At 72.6% G+C, this 23,482-nt stretch carries 1 protein-coding gene; it reads left to right on the top strand.

The window, feature by feature from the left end; genetic code table 11:
- Nucleotides 1-475: 475 nt before the first annotated feature.
- On the top strand, nt 476-23,455 hold the full coding sequence (locus ON41_RS27835; protein ID WP_040750836.1) for a non-ribosomal peptide synthetase: 22,980 nt from the start codon (nt 476-478) through the stop codon (nt 23,453-23,455).
- The last annotated feature ends 27 nt before the right edge of the window (nt 23,456-23,482 follow it).

Raw genomic sequence — 23,482 nt, 5'->3', positions numbered from 1 at the left:
AAGAAATGGCAACTCGAATCCGGCTGTACGGCAGAGGAAATCGCCGGGATTGCACGGGCGCGTGATCGCATCGGAGTGTAGACCACGTCCAGCAACATCCGCGCGACCGACGCGCGGGTCCGCATCGCTTGCACTCCGGGCGGTGAGTGGGGCTTCTCGCCTGGGCACATGCTCGGCACTTCTCCGCACCGGAGGCTGATACTCGATCGTTACTGTGTTGCCAGCTACCGTGATTCGCCCATACTCGATGTGATCGGATACCGCCAGCCGACGCTCGGTGTGGATACCGTTTTTTCTCCCGTTCCGGACGTGACCGCGGTGATTTTCGCGGGTCGCCGAATCGCGAATAAGACCGACCAATCCGTTCGGCCGCGTGTTCCGACTTTCCCCGGGGGAGCCCTTCTCGTGCTGCCAGTCCCGGCTTGCCCCTGCAGTTGCGTCACCTCGTTGTCTCGACCGTGAACGGAGCGATTGCATGACCTCGTTGGCACCCGAATCCGCCGGCCGCACCGCGCTGGACGCGCACCGCGGATTCCCGCTCTCGGCCGCGCAGACCGGAATCTGGAACGCCCAGCACATCGCCCCGGACGTCCCGCTCACGGTCGCGCAGTACGTCGAGATCCGAGGCGGGCTCGACATCGAGGGGCTGGACGCGGCGATCGCCGGCGCGGCGGCGGATCTGCAGAGCCTGTGGTTGCGGGTGGTCGAGGTGGAGGGCACGCCGTCGCAGGTCGTGGATCCGCGGACGCCGCTGGCGTCGGAGGTCGTCGATCTGCGCGGCGAGGACGACGCGGCGGCGCGGCGGTGGATGGACCGGGACGCGAGCGCGCCGATGCCCATGGACGGACCGCTGTTCCGGTCCGTCGTGCTGCGCGTCGGCGAGGCCGAATACCTCTGGTACGCGAAGATGCACCACATCGCGATCGACGGCTACGGCGCGATGCTGCTGATGGCCCGCATCGTCGAGCACTACAACGCGGCGCGGGCGGGCGCCGAGCCGAGCGAATCGGCGGCCGGTGATCTCTACCAGGTCTACACGGCGGAGCTGGACTACCGGGATTCGGCGGCGTTCGTGGAGGACCGGCGGTACTGGCTGGACCGCCTGACCGGCGTGCCGGACTACTTCGAACTCAGCGACCGTCCCGCGCCCGCCGGGGCGGGGCGGCGCACGGAGACCGGCGCCGTGGACGCGGCGGCGACGGAACTGTTCGGCTCGGCGCGTGAGCGATTCGGCGTCTCGCGGCCCGCGCTGTTCGCCGCGGCGCTCGCGGGCTACTTCGCGGCGGTGACCGGCAATTCCGATGTGGTGCTGAGCCTGCCGGTGACGGCGCGCACCAGCCCGCTGCTGCGGTCGTCGGCCGGATATGTGTCGAACGTCGTGCCCCTGCACATTCCGGTCGATTCGGACGCGACCGTCGACCATCTGGTCCGCACGGCCGCGGACCGGCTGGCCGAGGCGCTGCGGCACCAGTGCTACCGGCACGAGGACCTGCGGCGCGACCTCGGGAACGCGAACAACCGCCGCGGCTTCTTCGGCCCCGTGGTCAATCTGATGCTGTACCACAACCGGATTCGGTTCGGCGACGCCGACGCGAGCGTCCACTTGGTGTCGACCGGGCCCGTCGAAGACCTGTCGATCAACATCTACAACGGCGGCGGGGACGCCGGGCTGCGCCTCGACTTCGTCGGCAATCCCGAGCGGTACGAGGCCCGGGAACTGCGCGCACACCACCGGCGCTTCCTCGACTACCTCGGCCGCTTCCTCGCGGCGGGGCCGCAGGCCGTGGTCGCCGACCTGCCCCTGGCGAGCGCGGCAGAACACCACCGGCTCGCCGCCGAATCCGCGGCGGCGATCCCGCCGGTCTACGAGGACGCGACGTTGCCCGCCCTGTTCGGCGCGGCGGCGCGGGCGCGCGCCGACGCCGTGGCCGTGCGCTGCGGTGACGACAGCCTGACCTACCGCGACCTGAACGCGCGGGCGAACCGCTTGGCGCGCACGCTGATCGAGTGCGGAGCCGGGCCCGAGACGCTGGTCGCGGTCGCGCTGCCCCGCTCGGCGGACCTGATCGTGGCGCTGCTGGCGGTGGTGCAGACCGGGGCCGGATACCTGCCGATCGATCCGGCGTATCCGGCCGACCGCATCGAGTACATGCTGGCCGACGCGCGCCCGGTCTGCGCCGTCACCTCCTCGACGGGAGGCCCGGACGCGTTGCCGCCCGGCCCGGTGGTGCTGGATCTGGACGGCATCGACCTGGACGCGGGCGACGGCTCGCCGGTGACCGACGCCGAGCGGCGCGCGCCGCTGCGCCCGGAGCACATCGCCTACGTCATCTACACGTCGGGATCGACGGGCCGGCCCAAGGGCGTGCAGATCCCGCACCGCAATGTCGCGACGCTGTTCGCGGGCACCCGGGAACGATTCGGCTTCGACGAGACCGACGTGTGGACGATGTTCCACTCGCACGCCTTCGACTTCTCCGTATGGGAACTGTGGGGCCCGCTGCTGCACGGCGGCACGCTGGTCGTGGTCGACTACCTCACCTCCCGGTCGCCGGAGCAGCTGCTGGAGCTGCTGCGCCGCGAACGGGTCACCGTGCTCGACCAGACGCCCTCGGCGTTCTATCAGCTCGACGCCGCGGACGCGGCCGTGACCGACCCGGACGCGCGGCCGTTGGCGTTGCGGCACATCGTGTTCGGCGGCGAGGCCCTCGAACTGCGGAGACTGGGCGGCTGGTTCGGAAGGCACGGCGACCGCGCGCCGCGGCTGGTCAACATGTACGGCATCACCGAGACCACCGTGCACGTCACCCACCGCGCGCTGGACGCCGCGGACGTGACGCGGCCGAACGCCGGAGGTATCGGCGCGGCCATCGACAGCCTGCGAACGGTGCTGCTGGACAACAGGTTACGGCCGGTCCCGGCGGGCGTGCCGGGGGAGATCTACGTGTCGGGCGAACAGCTGGCCCGCGGCTACCTCGGCAAGCCGGGGCTGACCGCCGCCCGCTTCGTCGCGAATCCGTTCGGCGCCCCGGGATCGCGGCTGTACCGCTCCGGCGACCTCGGAAAGTCCACCGCCGGACGGGATATGGACTACCTCGGCCGCGCCGACGACCAGGTCAAGATTCGCGGCTTCCGCATCGAACTCGGCGAGATCGAGGCCGCGGTGCTGGCCCAGGACGGCGTGCGGACGGCCGCGGTCATCGTGCGCGAGGACATCCCCGGCGACCGGCGCATCGTCGCCTACCTCACCGGGGAGGACGGGATCGCGCCGGACACCGGCGCGGTGGCCACCGGCGTGGCGGCCGTCCTGCCGGACTACATGATTCCGGCGTCCTTCGTGGTCCTCGACGCGATTCCGTTGACCACCAACGGAAAACTCGACCGGCGAGCGCTCCCCGCGCCGCGGGCCGAGGTACGGGCCTACCGCGCCCCGCGCACGCCCATCGAGTACGCGACCGCGCGCACCCTCGGCGAGGTGCTCGGCGTCGAGCGCGTGGGCCTGGACGACGGGTTCTTCGCCCTCGGCGGCAACTCGCTGTCGGCGACCCAGGCCGCCGCGCGTCTCGGCGAACACGTCGGCGCCCGGCTGCCCGTGCGGCTGTTCCTCGAGGAAGCGACCGTGGCGGAGCTGTCCGCGCAGGTGGAACGGCACGTCGGCAGCGGTGGCGGACCGGCGCCGCTGACCGCGCGGCCGCGGCCCGAGCGGATTCCGCTCTCGCCTGCCCAGCAGCGGCTGTGGTTCATCAACCGGTTCGATCCCACGGCCGGCACCTACAACATCCCGTTCACCCTGCGCATGAGCGGCGAACTCGACATCGAGGCCCTGCGGGCGGCGCTCGCCGACCTGGTCGAGCGCCACGAGACCCTGCGCACCCTCTTCCCGGACGGCGCCGACGGCCCCCGGCAGGTGATCCTGCCGTCCGCCGAGCTCGAGGTGACGCTGCCGGTCGTGGACACCGACCCGGCGGAGGTCGTCGACCGGCTGCGGGATTTCGCGCGCGCCGGATTCGACCTGACCGCCGATACCCCGCTGCGCGCCAAGGTGTTCCGCGTCGGGCCGGACGAGCACGTGCTGGCGCTGGTGATCCATCACATCGCCGCCGACGGCTGGTCGCTGAGCCCGCTGTCGGACGACCTGTCCGCGGCCTACCGCGCCCGGCACGCCGGCCACGCCCCCGAGTGGCCGCCGCTGCCCGTGCAGTACGCGGACTACAGTGTCTGGCAACGGGATTCGCTCGGTGACGAGGCGGTGCCCGGCAGCCGCGCGGCCATCCAGCTGGCCTACTGGACCGAACAGCTGGCGGATCTCCCGGACGAGCTGAGCCTGCCCTACGACCGCCCGCGCGGCGCCACCCAGTCGTTCGAGGGCGGCCGCGTGCCGATCGCGATCGATGCCGAACTGCACGCCGGTCTGGTCGATCTGGCCCGCGGCGGTAACGCGACGCTGTTCATGGCGGCGCACGCGGCCTTCGCCGTCCTGCTCGCCCGGCTGTCGGGGATGGGCGATATCGCGGTGGGCACCCCGATCGCGGGCCGCGGCGAGCGCGAACTCGACGGCGTGATCGGCATGTTCGTCAATACGCTCGTATTCCGGGCCCGCGTCGAGGCCGGGGAATCGTTCACCACCCTGCTCGCCCGGCAGCGCGAGGTCGATCTCGGCGCCTTCGCGCACGCGGAGATCCCGTTCGAGCGGCTGGTCGAGGAACTGAACCCGGTGCGCTCCACCGCGCGCCACCCGCTGGTCCAGGTCGGATTCTCGTTCCAGAACCTGGAGCAGGTCGATATGAGGATTCCGGGCCTGACCGTCATGGCCGCCGAAATCGACACGGGGATAGCGCAATTCGACCTGCAACTGGTGGTGACCGACCAGTACGACGACTCCGGCGCCCCGGCCGGCATCACCGGGCACCTGGCCTACGCGTCGGATCTCTTCGACGAGGCGACCGCGGCGTCGATCGCCGCGCGTTTCGGGCGCGTGGTGCGTGCCGTCGTCGCCGCGCCGCGGCATCCGGTGGGGGATATCGAGGTGCTGGCCGCCGACGAACGCGCCGCGATGCTGTACGAGTGGAACCGGACCCGGCACCCGATCCCGGCCGCCACGCTCGCGTCCCTGTTCGCCGAGCAGGTCGCGCGGACTCCCGAGGCCGTGGCGGTGGTGTCCGACGGATACGACCGGGAACCGACCTGGTCGCTGACCTTCGGCCAGTTCGCCGATCGCGTGAATCGCCTGGCGCGCCACCTGATCGCGCAGGGCGTCGGACCCGAGACCCGGGTGGCGCTCGGCATGCGGCGGTCGGTGGACCTGGTGGTCGGCATGTACGCGGTGTCGGTCGCGGGCGGTGTGTACGTGCCGCTGGATCCCGACCAGCCGGCCGACCGGCTGGGGTACGTGCTCGACGTCGCCGCGCCGCGCTGCGTGCTGACCACGCGCCGCGACGGGGTGCGCGGGACGGCGGACGCCCCGGCGATCGAGATCGACACCCTCGATCTGTCGTCGGTGTCGCCCGCGCCGGTGACCGACCGCGACCGGCTCGCGCCGCTGCGCCCGCAGCACACCGCCTATCTCATCTTCACCTCCGGCTCGACGGGCCGGCCGAAGGGCGTCGCCGTCCCGCACCGCGCCATCGTCAACCAATTGGCGTGGAAGCGTGCGACATTCGCGCTCGGACCGGACGACACCGTGCTGCTGAAGACGGCGGCCACCTTCGATCTGTCGGTGTGGGAGTTCTGGTGCGCGCCGGTCTGCGGCGGCCGTCTCGTGGTGGCGGCGCCGGGCGGGCATCGCGACCCGGTGTATCTGGCCAAGGCCGTCGAGACGCATCGCGTCTCGGTGCTGCACCTGGTGCCCTCGACCCTCGACGCGCTGCTCACCACCGGCGCGTCCCTGCCCGCCTCGCTGCGCGCGGTGCTGGTGATCGGCGAGGCGCTGCCGGGACCGGCGGCGCAGCGTTTCCGGGAGAGCAATCCGGGCGTCGAGCTGTGGAACCTGTACGGGCCCACCGAGGCCGCGGTGTCCATCACCGCGCGCCGGGTCGACGAAACGCACTCCGGCACCGTGCCGATCGGCGTTCCCGAATGGAACAGCCAGGTGTACGTGCTGGATTCGCGGCTGCGGCCGGTCCCGATGGGCGTGGCCGGTGAGCTGTACCTCGCCGGGGCGCAGCTGTCGCACGGATACTTCGCGGCGCCGGGGCTGACCGCGGAACGTTTCCTCGCGCACCCCTATGCGAATCGCCCGGGTGAGATCCTCTATCGCACCGGCGATCTCGTGGCATGGAAACCCACCGGCGAACTGGAATACCTGGGGCGCACCGACTTCCAGGTGAAGGTCCGTGGCTTCCGGATCGAACTGGGCGAGGTCGAGGCGGCCCTGCTGGCCCTCGAGGAGATCACCGCGGCCGCGGTGATCGCGCACAGCGACAGCGCGGGCGACCGCCTGGTCGCCTATCTGGTGGCCGCGAACGGCGCGCCGATCGACACCGCGGCGGTGAGCGCGCGGCTGAGCGGGGTGCTGCCGTCGTACATGGTGCCCTCGGCGTTCCTCGTCCTCGACGCGTTACCGCTGAACGCCAACGGCAAACTGGACCGCAGGGCGCTGCCCGAACCCGTCTTCGAGATCGCCGAGTTCCGGGCGCCGCACGCACCGGCCGAATGCCTCGTCGCGGCGGCCTACGCCGAGGTGCTCGGCCTGCCGCAGGTCGGCCTGGACGACGACTTCTTCGCCCTCGGCGGCAATTCGCTCGCCGCCACCCGCGTCACCGCGCGCCTGAGCGCCGCCGCGCGCACCTCGATCGGCGTGCGCGCTCTGTTCGAGGCCCCGACCGTCGAGGCGCTGGCCGCGCACGTCGAACGGCAGTCCGGTACCGGCGTCCGGCCGGTGCTGACCGCCGGGGAACGGCCGGAGCGGATCCCGCTCTCCCCGGCCCAGCAGCGACTGTGGTTCCTCAATAGGTTCGATCCGCATTCGGGGGCCTACAACATCGCCGTCGCGCTGCGGCTGCGCGGCGACCTCGACGTGGCGGCGCTGGCGGGCGCGCTCCGCGATGTGGTCGAGCGGCACGAATCGCTGCGCACCGTCTTCCCCGACGGGCCGGACGGCCCGCACCAGGTGATCCTCCTGAATTCCGAAGTGGCGCTCGATCTTCCGATCACGACCGTGAGCCCGGAGGCGGCCGAGTTCCGGCTGCGGGAACTCGCCGGCGCGGGCTTCGACGTCACCGCCGAGCCGCCCCTGCGGGCGGAACTGCTGCTCACCGGTCCCGACGAGTACGTGCTCGGCGTGGTGGTGCACCACATCGCCGCCGACGGCCGGTCGCTGTCGCCGCTGGCCGCCGACGTCGCCGCCGCCTACGCGGCCCGCCGCGACGGTGTGACGCCTTCCTGGCAGCCGCTGCCGGTGCAGTACGCGGACTACAGCATGTGGCAGCGCGAGGTGCTGGGCGACGAGGACGATCCGCGGAGCGTCGCCGCCGTCCAGGCCGGCTACTGGCTGGACCGGCTCGCCGATCTGCCCGACCGCCTGGACCTTCCGGCCGACCGGCCACGGCCCGCGGTGGCCTCGCAGCGGGGCGCGTCGGTCGCGCTGCGGGTGGACGCCGCACTGCACGCCGCACTGGTGGGGCTGGCGCGGCGCACCGAGACCAGCGTGTTCATGGTGGCGCACGCGGCGCTCGCGGCCCTGCTGGCCCGGCTCGGCGGGACCGGGGACGTGTGTGTCGGCACGCCCATCGCCGGGCGCACCGACGCGCAGCTGGATCCGCTGGTCGGCATGTTCGCCGGGACACTGGCGCTGCGCACGCGGGTGGACGGCGCCGCACGGTTCACCGACCTGCTGGCCGCCGTGCGCGAATCCGATCTGGACGCGTTCGCGCACAACGACATTCCCTTCGAGCGCGTCGTCGAACTGCTCAACCCGGTCCGCTCGACCGCGCATCATCCGCTGTTCCAGGTCGTGCTGTCGGTGCACGATTCGGTGCCGGAGGTCCTGCCGCTGCCCGGGCTCGAGGCCGTCGCGCAGGCGGTCGAGACCGGAATCTCCATGTGGGACCTGGAATTCACCCTCACCGAGCGCTACACCGGTGACCGCGCACCGGACGGCATCGAGCTGCGCCTCACCTATGCCACCGATCTGTTCGATCCGGAATCGGCCGAGCGCATCGCGGAACGCTTCGTCGGCCTGCTGTCGTCGGTCACCGAGGACCCGGCGGCAGCCGTCGGCGACGCCGACCTGCTGGACGCGCCCGAGCGGGCGGCGCTCGTCCCCGCGCGCGGCGCGGCCGGGGAGACGCCGCGCACGTTCACCGCCCTGTTCGACCGGATCGCGGACGCCGATCCGGACCGGGAGGCACTGCGGGCCGGTGCCACGCGGATCACCTACGGGGAACTGTTCGCGCGCTCGAATCGCCTGGCGCGCATGCTGATCGGGCAGGGTGTCGGCGCGGGTGACGTGGTCGCGCTGGCATTCCCGCGCTCGGTGGATTCGGTCGTGGGCGCGCTCGCGATCGCCCGCACCGGCGCCGGCTTCCTGCCGATCGATCCGGGGAATCCGGCGGATCGCATCCGGTACGTGCTGTCCGACGCTCAGGTGCGCATCGGACTCGCCGCACCGGACGACGCGGGCCTGCTGCCCGCCGAGGTGCGCTGGCTGATGCCCGTCGCCACGGCGTCCGCCGCCCCGATCACCGACGCCGACCGGAGGCACCCGGTCCGGATCGACGATGTCGCCTACCTGATCTACACCTCCGGATCGACCGGACATCCCAAGGGCGTCGCGGTCACCCACCGCGGGCTGGCCGGTTTCGCCGCCGAGCAGCGTGAGCGGTACGGCGTCGAATCCGATTCCCGTGTCCTGCATTTCGCCTCGCCCAGCTTCGACGCGTCGATCCTGGAACTGCTGCTGGCCTTCGGCGCCGGGGCATCGCTGGTCCTCGCGCCGTCCGATGTCTACGGCGGCGACGATCTGGGCGATCTGCTCGCCCGGCACCAGGTCACCCACGCGTTCGTCACGCCCGCCGCGCTGGCGACCGTCGAGCCGGACCGGCATCGGCTGGACTGGCTGTCGTGCGTGATCGTCGGCGGCGACGCCTGCGACGGCGAACTGGTGCGCCGGTGGGCGCCCGGCCGCCACATGTTCAACGCCTACGGCCCGACCGAGGCGACCGTCGCCGTCACCATCGGTGCGCTGGAACCCGGCGGGCCCATCGAACTCGGACGTCCCCTGCGCGGTACGAGCGCGGTGGTGCTGGACGCGCGGCTGCGCCCGGTACCGACGGGCGTGGTGGGCGAGCTGTACCTCGCGGGTGACGGTCTGGCCCGCGGATACCACCGCAGGCCCGGCGCCACCGCGGACCGATTCGTCGCGAATCCCTTCGACGGGGCCGGTGAACGGCTCTACCGGACGGGCGATCTCGCGCGCTGGACCGCTTCGGGGACCCTGGCCCTCATCGGACGCGCCGACGACCAGGTCAAGATTCGCGGCTTCCGCATCGAACTCGGGGAGATCACCGCGGCCGTCGCCGCGCACCCGGCGGTGCGGTTCGCGCACACCGAGGTCCGGCACGACCATGCGGGCGAACCGCGCCTCGTGACCTACCTGGTTGCCACCGACGGTGCGGGCCCCGACCCGGAGGAGATCCGGGAGCACGTCGCGAATCGGCTTCCCGCGCATATGATTCCGGCTGCCCTCGTACCGCTGTCCGTGATTCCCCGCACCGCGACCGGCAAGCTGGACCGCCGGGCGCTGCCGGAACCGGACCTCACCGCGGCCGTCCGTCCGGGCCGACCGGCGGCGACCCCCACCGAGATCCTGGTCGCGGCCGCCATGGCCGAGGTGATCGGCGTGCCGGAGGTATGCGCCGACCACGGCTTCTTCGATCTGGGCGGCAACTCGCTGTCGGCGACACGGCTGGTGGCGCGGATCGCGGCCCGCTCCGGTCACCGGCTGGGCGTGCGGTCGGTCTTCGAACACCCGACCACCGCCGGACTGGCCGCGCTGCTGGACGCCGCCGGCCGGGACGGCCACGCCGCGCTCCCCGCCCTGACCCGTGCCGAACGGCCGCACCGCATCCCGCTGTCGACCGCACAGCAGCGGCTGTGGTTCCTGAACCAGTTCGACACCGCCTCCAGCGCCTACAACATCGCGATCGGGCTGTGGCTGCGCGGTCCGCTCGATATCGAGGCGCTGCGGCAGGCGCTGTGCGATGTCGTCGGACGCCACGAGAGCCTGCGCACGCTGTTCCCCGACTCCGACGACGGGCCGAGTCAGCTCGTGCTCGCGCCCGGCGCGGCCGATCCGGCCCTGCCGGTCACCGACGCCCCGGCGGATGAGGCGCCGCGGCGGGCCCGGGAGCTGGCCGCGCGCGGGTTCGATCTCACCGCCGAGCCGCCGCTGCGGGCCGAACTGATCCGCGCCGACGACCGAAACCATCTGCTGGCCTTGATCGTTCACCACATCGCGGCGGACGGCTGGTCCCTCGAACCGCTGGCCGCGGACGTGACGGCGGCGTACGAGGCGCGGCGCTCCGGGAATGCTCCGGGGTGGGAGCGGCTGCCGGTGCAGTACGCGGACTTCAGCCTGTGGCAGCGCGAGGTCCTGGGCGACGAGAACGACGCGGACAGCGTCCTGTCGCGGCAGGTCGGCTACTGGACCGAACGGCTGGCCGGACTGCCCGAATGCCTGGAACTGCCGATCGACCACCCCCGCCCGGCGATCGCCTCGCACCGCGGCGCGACCGCCACGGCCCGTGTCGGCGCGGCCCTGCACGAGCGGCTGGCCGACCTGGCCCGCGCGCGCGGCGCGAGCCTGTTCATGGTGCTGCACGCGGCGCTCGCGATCCTGCTGGCCCGCATGTCCGGCACCCGCGACATCGCGATCGGCACGCCGATCGCGGGCCGCTCCGACGAGCGGCTGGACCGCCTCGTGGGCATGTTCGTGGGGACGCTGGTGTTGCGGTCGGAGGTGGACGGGGGCCGGTCGTTCGCGGAGTTGCTGGAGTCGGTGCGGGAGAGCGATCTCGATGCGTTCGCGCATGCGGACGTGCCGTTCGAGCGTCTGGTGGAGGTGCTGAATCCGGGCCGTTCCACCGCGCACCACCCGCTGTTCCAGGTGATGCTGTCGGTGCAGAACTCGCAGCCCGTGCGAATCACGCTGCCGGAGCTGGACATTCACGGCGAGCGGATCGACGCCGACGTGGCGCGGTTCGACCTGCAGTTCACCCTGACCGAGGCCCATACCGGCGCGCATCTGCCCGATGGCATCGAGGTGCGGCTGGACTATGCCGCGGACCTGTTCGAACCGGCGACCGCGGACGGACTGGTCTGCCGGTACCTCGCGATCCTCGACGCGGTGGCCTCGACGCCCGCTCGGGCGGTCGGCGATATCGACGTCCTGGACGACTGGGAGCGCACGGCCCTGGTCCCGGCCGCGGGCGCGGCCTCGTTGCCCGCGGTGACGTTGGCCGACCTCGTCACCGAGGCGGCCGTTCCCGATCGGGTCGCGCTGCGATACGACGGGCGGGGCCTGACCTACCGGGAACTGGACGAGCGCTCGAACCGCTTGGCGCGCGCGCTGATCGGACGCGGCGCCGGACCGGGCGACATCGTGGCGCTGGCGTTGGCGCGGTCGGTGGAATCGGTGGTCGCCGTGGTCGCGGTCGCGAAGACGGGTGCGGCGTATCTGCCGGTGGACGTGCGGTATCCGGGTGAACGGATCCGGCACATGCTCGCCGACTCCGGCGCCCGGCTCGGTGTCACCACCGCCGCCGACGCGGACAGCCTGCCCGCGGACGTCGACTGGCTGACCGCCGCCGACGCGGAGACCCGCGACGCCGCCCCGGTGCGCGACGGCGACCGCGTGCGGCCGGTCTCGGTCGACGATGTGGCGTACGTGATCTACACGTCCGGGTCGACCGGCGTGCCGAAGGGCGTCGCGGTGACCCACCGCGGCCTCGCCAACTTCGCGGCCGAGCAGCGCGACCGGTACGGCGTGCAATCCCGTTCTCGCACCTTGCATTTCGCGTCGCCGAGCTTCGACGCCTCGGTCCTGGAGATGCTGCTGGCGTGGTGCGCGGGCGCGACGATGGTGATCGCGCCGGCCGATGTGTACGGCGGCGACGAACTCGCGGATCTGCTGGAGCGCGAACAGGTTTCGCACGCCTTCCTCACCCCGGCCGCTCTGGCCAGCATCGATCCCGGACGGTCGCTGCCGCGGCTGCGGTCGCTCGTGGTCGGCGGTGAGGCCGTCGGCGCGGACCTCGTCCGGCGCTGGGCCGTCGACCGTGGGATGTTCAATGCCTACGGGCCCTCGGAAGCCACTGTCGCGCCGCTGCTCTCGGACGCGCTGCGCCCCGGCGAACCCGTGGCGCTGGGCGGTCCGATTCGCGGTGCGGGCGTCGTGGTGCTGGACGACCGGTTGCGCCCGGTGCCGGTCGGCGTGGCGGGAGAGCTGTACGTGCTCGGGTGCGGTGTGGCCCGGGGATACGTGGGCCGCACGGGATTGACCGCGTCGCGGTTCGTGGCGTCCGCGTTCGGCGGGGGAGAGCGGATGTACCGCACGGGAGACGTGGTGCGGTGGACGCCCGGCGGCGACCTGGTATTCGTGGGGCGGTCGGACGACCAGGTGAAGGTGCGGGGATTCCGCATCGAACTCGGCGAGGTCACCAGCGTCGTATCCGTCTGTGCCGGTGTGGGTTTCGCGCACACCGAGGTGCGGACCGACGAGCGGGGCGAGGCCAGGATCGTGTCCTACGTGGTCCCGGCCGACGCCACCGGATCGGTGACCCCGGAATCGGTGCGCCGGGAGGCCGCCGACCGGATGCCCGCGCACATGGTCCCCGCCGCCGTGGTCGTGCTGGCGGAGATTCCGCGGACGCCCGCCGGGAAGCTCGACCGCGCCGCCCTGCCGGAACCCGTATTCGGCGCTGTCTCGGGCCGGGAGCCGGCGACGCCGAACGAGATCCTGGTCGCCGCGGCGATGGCCGAGGTGGCCGGTCGCGAAACCGTCTGCGCCGACCACAGTTTCTTCGACATCGGCGGCAACTCGCTGCTGGCCACCCGCCTGGTCGCGCGGATCGCGACCGCGACCGGCCACCGATTCGCGGTGCGCACGGTCTTCGAACATCCCGCGCCCGCCGACCTCGCCCGGATCCTGGACGCCGCCGAACCCGGCGACAGCACGCGGCCGGCACTCACGCCGCGCGAGCGCCCCGATCGCATTCCGCTGTCCGCCGCCCAGCGCCGCCTGTGGTTCCTCAACCGCTTCGACACCGGCTCGGGCCTGTACAACATCCCACTGGCGCTGCGGCTACGCGGCGACCTCGATATCGAGGCGCTGCGGGCGGCGCTGGGCGATATCGCGGACCGGCACGAGGTGCTGCGCACCGTCTTCCCGGACGCGGACGGCCCGGTGCAGTCCGTGCGTGACGCCGCGGCGCTGTGGCCGGACGGCACACCACTCGGCGCGGTACGCCCGGAGGCGTCCGCGGTCGCCGAATTCGCTTCCACCGGTTTCGATCTGACGGCAGAGCCGCCGGTGCGTGCCGGGCTGTTCCGCGAGCGGGACGACGAGCACATCCTGGTCCTGGTGCTGCACCACATCGCGGCCGACGGATGGTCCCTCGCACCGCTCGCCGCCGATGTGGCCGCCGCCTACGACGCCCGCCGCGCCGGTCACGCGCCGGACTGGGAGCCGCTGGCCGTCCAGTACGCCGACTTCAGCCTGTGGCAGGACGACCTGCTCGGCGACGAGGACGATCCGGACAGCCTGGCCGCCACGCAGCTCGCGTACTGGCGGCAGGCGCTGGCCGGACAGCCCGAATGCCTCGAACTGCCGTCGGATCGCCCACGCCCCGCCGTGCCCTCCTATCGCGGCGGATCCGTGACGGCGGGCCTCGACGCGACCGCACACGCGGACCTGGTCGCGCTGGCACGGAAGCACGACGCCAGCGTGTTCATGGTGCTGCACGCGGCGCTCGCCGTCCTGCTCGCCCGCCTCTGCGGCACCGGCGACATCGCGGTCGGCACCGCCATGGCCGGCCGTTCCGAATCGCAGCTGGACCGTCTCGTCGGCATGTTCGTCGCCACCGTGGTCCTGCGCGCCCGGGTCGACACCGGACACTCGTTCGCCGAGGTCCTGGCGGCGGTGCGGGACGGCGACCTGGACGCGTTCGCCCACGCGGACGTGCCGTTCGAACGCGTGGTGGAGGCGGTCGACCCCGCCCGGTCCACCGCACACCATCCGCTGTTCCAGGTGATGCTCTCGGTGCACGACGACGCACCGGGCACCGTCCGGTTGCCCGGACTCGACGTCACCGCCGAACCCCTCGACTCCGGCACCGCCAAATTCGACCTGCAATTCACCTTCACGCAGTCGTGGACGGCCGATCACGCGCCCGGCGGCGTCGAGGTGCACCTGACCTACGCGTCGGACCTGTTCGACCCGGCGACCGCGGAATCGCTGGCGGAGCGCCTGATTCGAGTACTGACCGCCGTCGCGGCCGACGCGCGGCTCGCGGTGGGCGATATCGACCTGCTGCACGCGGCCGAGCGAAAGGCCCTCGTCCCGGCGCACGGCGGCCCGGCGGTCCCGGCCGCGCCGCTGTCGGAGTGCTTCGCCGCCGCAGTCGCCGCCGGACCGAATCATGTTGCGCTGCGGTCGGAGTCGGCGGAGCTGACCTACCGCGAACTGGACGAGGCGGCGAACCGCGTGGCGCGCACGCTGATCGGGCTCGGCGCGGGACCCGGCGATGTGGTGGCGCTGGCCCTGCGGCGCTCCGCGGAGTCGGTCCTCGCGGCGCTGGCGGTGACCAAGACCGGTGCGGCCTACCTCCCGATCGATCCCCGCCATCCCGCCGAGCGGATCCGGCACATGCTGTCGGACTCCGGCGTCCGGCTCGGGCTGGCCGCGGCGGACGACGCCGCGGCACTGCCGGGGGATGTGACGTGGGTGGTTCCCTCGGACGTGACCGGCGACGCGTCGCCGGTGCGGGATGCCGATCGGGTCCGCCCGCTGTCGGTCGACGACGTGGCGTACGTGATCTACACGTCCGGGTCGACGGGGCTGCCCAAGGGCGTCGCCGTCACCCATCGCGGACTGGCGAACTTCGCCGCGGCCCAGCGCGACCGCTATCTGATCGACGCCGAGTCGCGCACACTGCATTTCGCCTCGCCCATCTTCGACGCCTCGGTCCTGGAGGCGCTGCTGGCGTGGTGCGCGGGCGCGACGATGGTGATCGCGCCGACCGACGTGTACGGCGGCGACGAACTCGCGACTCTGCTGGAGCGCGAACGGGTCTCGCACGCGTTCATCACGCCCGCCGCACTCGCGAGCATCGACACCCGCCGCCACCCCCTGCCGGATCTGCGATGCCTGGCGGTCGGCGGCGAGTCCTACGGCGCCGACCTGATGGAGCGCTGGTCGCCCGGCCGCATGTTCCGGAACGTGTACGGCCCCACCGAGACCACCATCGTCATGCTGATGTCCGAACCGCTGTCGCCCGGCGACGCGCTGGCGCTGGGCGGCCCGATCCGCGGCGTGGGCGTGGTGGTGCTGGACGGCCGGTTGCGTCCCGTGCCGGTCGGTGTGGCGGGGGAGTTGTACGTGGTGGGTTGTGGTGTGGCCCGGGGGTACGTCGGCCGGACCGCTTTGACCGCATCGCGTTTCGTGGCCTATCCGTTCGGCGGGGCGGGCGAACGTATGTACCGCACCGGTGATGTGGTGCGGTGGTCGCGCGGCGGACTGGTGTTCGTGGGGCGGTCGGACGATCAGGTGAAGGTGCGGGGATTCCGCATCGAACTCGGCGAGATCACCGCCGTCCTCTCGGCCGAACCGGGAGTTCAACTGGCGCACACCGAGGTTCGCGACGACGAGACCGGTGAACGGCGCATCGTCACCTACGTCGTGCCGACCGCCGGCGCCGGCCTCGACCCGGAGGACCTGCGTGCCCGCGCCGCCCGCCGCCTGCCCGCGCACATGGTGCCGTCGGCGATCGTGGTGCTGGACTCGGTGCCGCTCACCGCCACCGGCAAGCTCGACCGCAAGGCCCTCCCCGAACCGGTGTTCGCCGTCGCGGAGGGCCGCGAACCGCGCACGCCCACCGAGAAACTGATCGCCGCGGCCATGGCGGAGGTGATCGGCCGCGACGAGGTCCGCGCCGACCACAGCTTCTTCGATCTGGGCGGAAACTCGCTGTCGGCAACACAATTGGTGGCCCGCATCGCGGCGGCCACCGGATGTCAGCTCGCGGTGCGGTCGGTCTTCGAACATCCGACACCCGCCGCGCTCGCCATGGTCCTCGACGCCACCGGCTCGGGCGTGACCCGGCCGGAACTGGCGGCCCGGGAACGGCCCGGCCGGATCCCGCTGTCACCCGCGCAGCAGCGGCTGTGGTTCCTCAACCGCTTCGACCCTGCCTCCGGCGCGTACAACATCCCGGCCGTGCTGCGCATGCGCGGCGATCTCGACGCCCGGGCGTTGCGGGAGGCGATCGCGGACCTGGCCGATCGGCACGAGGTGCTGCGCACCGTCTACCCCGAGGACCAGCACGGCCCGAGGCAGGTGATCGTGCCGGAGCATCGGCCGGACCTGCCGCTGATCGACTGCGCGTCGGACGACCTCGAGGCAGCGATCGCGGACCGCGCCGCCGCCGGATTCGACCTCACGGTGGACCCGCCGCTGCGCGCCACGCTGTTCCGCCTCGCACCCGGCGAGCACGTCCTGGTCCTGGTGCTGCATCACATCGCGGCGGACGGCTGGTCGCTGGCCCCGCTCGCCGCGGACGTGACGACGGCCTACGAGGCGCGGCGGTCCGGCCACGCTCCCGACTGGTCGCCGTTACCCGTGCAGTACGCCGACTTCAGCCTGTGGCAGCGCGACGTGCTCGGAGCCGAAGAAGACGCGGACAGCGTTCTCTCCCAACAGATTCAGTACTGGGCGAATCGGCTCGCCGGATTGCCCGAATGCCTCGAGCTGCCCACCGACCGGCCCCGCCCCGCCGTCTCGTCACACCGCGGCGCCTCGGTGACGGCACGGGTGGAACCCGACGTCCACGCCGGACTCGTGGAGCTGGCCCGGCGATACGACGCGAGCGTCTTCATGGTGCTGCACGCCGCGCTGGCCGTCCTGCTCGCCCGCCTCGGCGACAGCGGCGACATCTCCGTCGGCACCGTGGTCGCGGGCCGCACCGACCCTCAGCTCGACCGCCTGGTCGGCATGTTCGTGGGGACGCTGGTGTTGCGGTCGGAGGTGGACGGCGGGCGGTCGTTCGCGGAGTTGCTGGAGTCGGTGCGGGAGAGTGATCTCGATGCGTTCGCGCATGCGGACGTGCCGTTCGAGCGTCTGGTGGAGGTGCTGAATCCGGGCCGTTCCACCGCGCACCACCCGCTGTTCCAGGTCGGCCTGTCGCTGAACAACCTGGCCTCCGCGCCACTGCGCCTGCCGGGTCTGGACATCGTCAGCGAGGACGTCGATCCGGGCATCGCCAAGATGGATCTCCAGTTCACCGTCACCCAATCCTGGGGCGACGACCGCGAACCCGGCGCCGTCGACGTCTGCCTCACCTACGCCACCGACCTCTACGAGGCCGACACCGCGGACGCTCTCGCCCAGCGATTCACCCGCATCCTCGCCGCGGTGAGCCGGACGCCGGACACGGCCGTCGGCGATATCGATCTGCTGACGGCCGAGGAGCGGGACGCCCTGGTCCCCGCGCGCACCGCCCCGGCGGCCGCGCCGCGGACCCTGCCGTCGCTGTTCGCCTCCGCCGCCGCGAACGCCGATCGTGTCGCGGTGCACTGCGGCTCGGTCCAGCTGACCTACCGCGACCTCGACCGCCGGGCCAATCGCCTGGCGCGCGCGCTCATCGCCCGCGGCCTCGGCCCCGGCGACGTGGTCGCGCTGGGCATGTCCCGCTCGGTCGAATCGGTGGTCGGAACCCTCGCGATCACCAAGACCGGGGCGGCGTTCCTGCCCGTCGACGTCCGGCATCCGGCCGAACGCATCCGGCACATGCTCTCGGATTCGGGCGTGCGGATCGGGCTGACCCGGCCGGAGGACCGCGCCGCGCTGCCTGCCGATATCGATTGGCTGACACCGGAGGATCTGGAGACGCCGCACGCGGTCTCGCACGCCGTACTCGACGCGGTCCGCACCCGGCGGCTGCACGAGGACGACGTCGCGTACCTCATCTACACCTCGGGGTCGACCGGACGGCCCAAGGGCGTGGCGGTCACCCACCGCGGGCTGCGCAACTGCGCCGAGGAGCACCGGCGGCGGTTCGGCATCGACTCCCGGTCGCGCACACTGCATCTGGCGTCGCCGAGCTTCGACGTCGCGGTGCTGGAACTGCTCATGGCCTGGAGCGCGGGCGCCACGCTGGTGATCACACCGGCCGACGTCTACGGCGGCGACGAACTCGCCGCCCTGCTCGACACGCACGAGGTCACCCACGTCGCGATCACCCCGGCGGTCCTGGCCACCATCGACCCGGCGCGCTGGCCGCTGCCCCGGCTGCGCACCCTGAACCTGGGCGGCGAGGCGTTCGACTCGGACCTCGTCACCCCGTGGCTGACCGGACGGCAGGTGATCAACGGGTACGGGCCGTCCGAGGCGACCATCGCCGGCACACTGTCCGAACCGATGCGCCCCGGCGGCCCGATCACCCTCGGCCGTCCGCTGCGCGGCGTCACCGCGGTGGTGCTGGACACCCGGATGCGCCCGGTCGCGCCCGGCGCCGTGGGCGAGCTGTACCTCGGCGGCGCCGGACTCGCCCAGGGCTACCACCGCCGCCCGGGACAGACGGCGGGCCGGTTCGTCGCGAATCCGTTCGGCGACGCCGGGGAGCGGATGTACCGGACCGGCGACCTGGTGCGGTGGACCCGCGACGGCGAGCTGGTCTTCGTCGGCCGCGGCGACGACCAGGTCAAGGTCCGCGGCTTCCGGATCGAACCGGGTGAGATCACCGCGGTCGTCTCCGCCTGCCCCGGAATCCGGTTCGCGCACACCGAGATCCGCCCCGACCCGGCCGGGAACGCCCGGATCGTGGCCTACGTGGTGTGCGACGGCGCGACGACGGACGCGGTGCGGGCCCACGCGGCCCGGCGGCTGCCGTCACACATGGTGCCGGAGGCGGTCGTCGCCCTCGACTCGGTGCCGCTCGCCCCGACCGGGAAGCTGGATCGGAAAGCGTTGCCGGACCCGGTGTTCGGCGTGTCCGAGGGCGGCCGCGCACTGGCCACACCCACCGAGGAACTGGTCGCGGCCGCCATGGCCGACACCGTCGGCCGGCGCGAGGTGGGCGCCGACCAGAACTTCTTCGATCTGGGCGGAAACTCGCTGTCGGCAACGCAATTGGTCGCGCGGATCGCGGCGGCGAGCGGGCAGCGGCTCGGGGTGCGGGCGGTCTTCGACCATCCCACGCCGGCCGGGCTCGCGGCTCTGCTGGACGCCTCCGGCCCCGCCGCCGACCGGCCGCTCCTCGCGAAGCGCGAACGGCCGGAACGCATCCCGCTGTCGCCCGCGCAGCAGCGGCTGTGGTTCCTCAACCGGGCCGACGTGTCGTCCGGCGCCTACAACCTCCCGGTGGTGCTGCGCCTGCGCGGCGCGCTCGACACCATCGCGCTGTGGGGCGCGCTGCACGACGTCGTCGAACGGCACGAGAGCCTGCGCACCCTGTTCCCGGATTCGGTGGACGGCCCGAGCCAGGTGATCGTGCCGGCGCGGGTCCGCTCGGAGACCGTCGAGGTCGGCGCGGACGCCGTCGCCGGGCGCGTACGCCGTTTCGCCGCAGCGGGATTCGACCTGACCACCGAGACCCCGGTGCGGATGCTCCTGCTGCGGGTGTCGGCCGAGGAGCACGTGCTCGCCGTCGTCATCCACCACATCGCCGCCGACGGCGGTTCCGTGGGCCCGCTGGCCGCCGACCTGGCGGCCGCCTACCGGGCGCGGATCGACCACGCCACGCCCGGATGGGCGCCACTGCCGGTGCAGTATGCCGACTTCAGCCTGTGGCAGCACGAACTGCTCGGCAGCGACGACGACCCGGGCAGCGCCGCCGCGGCCCAGCTGGACTACTGGCGGCGCACGCTCGACGGCCTGCCGGACTGCCTGCAACTGCCGTCCGATCGCCCGCGCCCGCCGCTCCCGAGCCATCGGGGCGCCACGGTCGTCACGGCCGTCGACGCCGCCGCGCACCGGGCCGTGCACGAACTCGCGCGCCGGCACGACGCGTCGGTGTTCATGGTGCTGCACGCCGCGCTGGCCGCGCTGCTGTCGCGTCTGGGCGGCACCGGCGACATCGCCATCGGCACGCCCATCGCCGGGCGCGAGGACATCCAGCTCGACGGACTGATCGGCATGTTCGTCGGCACCCTGGTCCTGCGCACCGAGGTGGACTCCGGCCGTCCCTTCGGCGATCTGCTCGCGGCCGCCCGCGACCGCGACCTGGAGGCGTTCGCGCACGCGGACGTCCCGTTCGAGCGGCTGGTCGAGGTCCTCGAGCCGATGCGCTCCACCGCGTATCACCCGCTGTTCCAGGTGATGCTGTCGGTGCACGGCGCGACGCCGGCCGGGCTGCGGCTGCCCGGCGTCACGGTCGACGCCGAGGAGATCGAGATCGACACCGCGAAGTTCGATCTGCAGTTCACGATGGTCGAAACCTTCGGTGCGGCAGGCGAACCCGACGGGATCGAACTCAGCGTCACCTACGCGACCGACCTGTTCGACGCCCGGACCGCCAACCGGCTCGCCGAGCGGTTCGTCCGGGTCCTCGAATCCGCGATCGCCGATCCGGGCCGCGCCGTCGGTGATCTCGCCGTGCTGGCGCCCGCCGAACAGCGCGCGCTGTCCCCGGTACGCGGGCTCGGGCTCTGCGAGACAACGAGTTTCGCGGATCTGTTCACCCGCGCCGCGGCCGTGGACCCGGGCGCGGTGGCGTTGCGGTACGGCGCCGAGGAGATGACCTACGACCAGGTCGACCGGGCCACCAACCGGCTGGCCCGCATGCTGCTGGCCGCGGGCGCCGGCCCGGAGACGGTGGTCGCGGTCGGCGTGCCGCGATCGATCCGCTCGGTGCTGGCCGTCCTCGCGGTGGTGAAGGCCGGGGCGGCGTTCCTGCCGGTCGATCCGGCGTATCCGCGGTCGCGCAAGGAGCACATGCTCGCCGATTCGGGTGCGCGGCTGGGCGTGACCGTGCGAGAGTGCCGCGCGGATCTGCCCGACCGGCCGGACTGGCTGGTGCTCGACGATCCGTGGGTCACCGACCGGCTGGACGCGCTGGCGGATTCGCCCATCCGGGCGGGTGAACTGGGCGTCGCGCCGCGGCTCGAGCATCCGGCGTACCTCATCTACACCTCGGGATCGACCGGAATTCCCAAGGGCGTCGTCGTCACCCACGGCGGCCTGGCCAACTTCACCCGGGAGCTGGCCGAGCGCTGCGCGGTGCATCCGGGCGCGCGGGTGCTGCACTTCGCGTCCCCGAGTTTCGACGCCGCGGTGCTGGATCTGATGTTCGCTCTCGGCGGCGCGGCCACCCTGGTCATCGCGCCGGCGGGCATCTACGGCGGCGGGGAACTGCGAAACCTGCTGTGGGGCCAGCGGATCACGCACGCCTTCGTCACCCCGGCCGCGCTGGCGACCGTCGATCCCGACGGCCTCGACGACCTCGAGGTGGTCATGGTGGGCGGCGACCGGACCGGACCGGAACTGGTCGAGCGGTGGGCCGTGCCGTTCGGGCCGGGCGCGCGGTCGCGGCGGATGTACAACGCCTACGGCCCGTCCGAGGCCACGGTCGCGGCGGCGCTGAGCATGCCGCTGCGGCCCGGAACACCGGTGACGCTCGGCGGCCCGATCCGCGGCTTCGGCCTGATGGTGCTCGACGGACGGCTGCGCCCGGTGCCTGTCGGCGTTCCCGGTGAGCTGTATCTGGCAGGTGCCGGCCTGGCGCGCGGATACCACGGCAGGTCCGGCCTGACCGCCGAGCGGTTCGTCGCGAACCCCTACGGCGCGGCGGGCGAGCGCATGTACCGCACCGGCGATCTGGTCCGCTGGGCGCAGCACACCGCGGACCGCGAGATCGAATACCTCGGCCGCACGGACGATCAGGTCAAGATCCGGGGCTTCCGCATCGAACTCGGCGAGATCGACGCCGCCCTGGTGAGCCACGCCGCCGTGGAGCGGGCGGTCACGACCGCCTGCGACCTGCCCGCCGGCGGGCAGGCCCTGGCCGCCTACGTGCAGCCGGTGCCCGGCTCGGGCTGCACGGAGCTCCAGCTGCGGGCCCATCTGGTGGAGCGGGTACCGAATTACATGGTGCCGCAGGCGATCACGCTGCTCGACGCGCTGCCGGTGACGGTCGCGGGCAAACTCGACCGGGCCGCGCTGCCGGCGCCGGAATTCACCGCCGGCGCGGAATACCGCGCTCCGGTCACGGCCGCGGAGTCGGCGCTGTGCGCCGCGTTCGAGGAGGTCCTCGGCATCGACCGGGTCGGCTGCGAGCACAGCTTCTTCGAACTCGGCGGCAACTCCCTGCTGGCCGCGCGGCTGGCGGCGGTCGTGCGGGAGCGGTACGCGCTCGAGGTGCCCGTGCAGGCGGTATTCCTCGACCCGACCCCCGCGGGTATCGCCGCGCGGATCGGATCGCCGGACGCGGGCGAGGCGGCGATGGCCGACGCGGCGTTCGAGACGGTTCTTCCGATCCGTCCGGGCGGCGACCAGGCCCCGCTGTTCTGCGTGCACTCGGTGAGCGGCGTGTCCTGGAGCTACGCCGGGCTGCTGCCGCACATCGGCGCCGAACGGCCGGTGTACGGGCTGCAGATGCCGCACCTCACCGGCGACGGCACCGGGCCCGAGACCGTCGAGGAACTGGCCGACCGCTACGTCGAGGAGCTGCGGAAGATCCAGCCCACCGGCCCGTACCACCTGCTCGGCTGGTCGCTCGGCGGCCTGATCGCCTACGAGATGGCCGTGCGGCTGACGGCGTCCGGCGAGCGGGTTGCGCAGCTGGCGGTGCTGGACAGCCGGATCCTCGCGGACGAGCCGGAAGCGGCCGAGCCGACCACGGGGGAACTGCTGGGCGCCCTGCTCGGCGACGACGACCTGCGCGAGTCGGACGTCACCGCGGAGGAGGCGGCGCGGCTGCTCGGTGAGCGGCCGGGTCCGTTCGGCGCACTGACCGCCCGCCACGTCGAGCGCCTGTACGCCGCCTATCTGGCGGGCAGCCGTATGGGTTCTCGGTATCGGCCGGGCGGGTACGACGGCGACATGCTGCTGTTCACCGCGACCCTCGTGGACGGACCGGCCGCCGAACGCGGTCCGAATCCGGGTGCGGCACAGTGGCATCCGCTGGTACGAGGTGCACTGCGCGAATATCTCGTCGGATGTTCGCACGGTGCGATGACCTCTCCCGAGGCGCTGACCGAGATCGGCGCGGCGCTGCGGGAGCATTTCACCGAGATACATGGCTAAAGGTCCCCGGCCGGGCCGGCGCCCTAG

The sequence above is a fragment of the Nocardia transvalensis NBRC 15921 genome (assembly GCF_000308875.1).
In the GTDB taxonomy this organism is placed as follows: Bacteria; Actinomycetota; Actinomycetes; order Mycobacteriales; family Mycobacteriaceae; genus Nocardia; species Nocardia transvalensis.
This window is presented reverse-complemented; position numbering and strand designations above follow the sequence as displayed.